Source organism: Pseudoxanthomonas suwonensis (genome assembly GCF_010093235.1).
In the GTDB taxonomy this organism is placed as follows: Bacteria; Pseudomonadota; Gammaproteobacteria; order Xanthomonadales; family Xanthomonadaceae; genus Pseudoxanthomonas; species Pseudoxanthomonas suwonensis.
The window spans coordinates 1-1,206 of record NZ_PDWP01000058.1; the positions used below are offsets into that span (position 1 = coordinate 1).

Here is a 1,206-nt window from a genome sequence, read left to right on the forward strand (position 1 = left end):
CGACGTCCCCCCATCTTTGAGTAGCAGGTCGATTTGGAGTCCAATCCCCAACCAGACGGAGATTGGACGTGAAGAAGCGCTTTTCCGAAGAGCAGATCATCGGCTTCCTGCGTGAAGCCGAAGCTGGCCTACCGGTCAAGGAGCTGTGCCGCAGGCACGGCTTTAGCGAGGCCTCCTACTACCTGTGGCGCAGCAAGTTTGGCGGCATGAGCGTGCCAGAGGCCAAGCGGCTCAAGGAGCTGGAGTCCGAGAACACGCGGTTGAAGAAGCTGCTGGCCGAGCAGCTGTTCGAGAACGACGTCATCAAGGACGCCCTGCGAAAAAAGTGGTGACCGCACCGGCGCGCAGGACGCTGGTGCGGCATCTGGTGGATCGGGGGCTGAGTGAGCGACGGGCGCTGGCGATGGTGCGGATGAGCGCCAGCGCGCTGCGCTACGTCCCGCGCCCGGATGGCAACGTCGAGCTGCGTGAGCGGATCCTGGCGCTGGCGCAGCGACACAAGCGCTATGGCGTCGGGATGATCTATCTGAAGCTGCGGCAGGAGCAGTGGCCGGTGAACTACAAGCGGGTGGAACGGCTGTATCAGGAGGCCAGGTTGCAGGTGCGCCGGCGCAAGCGGAAGAAGGTGCTGCTGGGCGAGCGCCAACCGTTGCTGCGGCCGGAAGCGGCCAACCAGGTCTGGTCGATGGACTTCGTGTTCGACCGCACTGCCGAGGGGCGTGTGCTCAAGGCGTTGACCATCATCGACGATGCCACGCACGAGGCGGTGGCGATCGAGGTGGAGCGGGCCATCTCCGGCCACGGCGTGGCCCGGGTGCTGGATCGGCTGGCGCTGACCCGCGGCCTGCCGCAGATGATCCGAACCGACAACGGCAAGGAGTTCTGCGGCAAGACGATGGTGGCGTGGGCCCACGAGCGCGGTGTGCAGTTGCGCCTGATCCAGCCAGGCAAGCCGAACCAGAACGCCTACATCGAGAGCTTCAACGGCCGCCTACGGGACGAATGCCTCAACGAGCACTGGTTCCCGACGCTGCTGCACGCCCGCACCGAGATCGAAACCTGGCGCCGGGAGTACAACGAGGAACGACCGAAGAAGACCTTGGGCGGTCTGACGCCGGCCGCTTATGCCGAACAGTTGGCGGCCAAAGCCGCTACGATGAAACCCGGACTCTAAAGAGCCCCGCTACTGAAAGCGGGGGGACGTCG

The 1,206-nt window shown here is 64.8% G+C and carries 1 protein-coding gene; it reads left to right on the plus strand.

Annotated elements, in window-relative coordinates; translation table 11 throughout:
• Positions 1-68: 68 nt before the first annotated feature.
• Positions 69-1,174, plus strand: a protein-coding gene (locus CSC68_RS15735) for an IS3 family transposase (RefSeq protein ID WP_162204535.1) whose coding sequence is annotated in 2 segments (ribosomal slippage) — positions 69-327 and positions 327-1,174 — 1,107 coding nt in all. Because the reading frame shifts where the segments join, the coding sequence is not laid out codon by codon here.
• Positions 1,175-1,206: the final 32 nt, after the last annotated feature.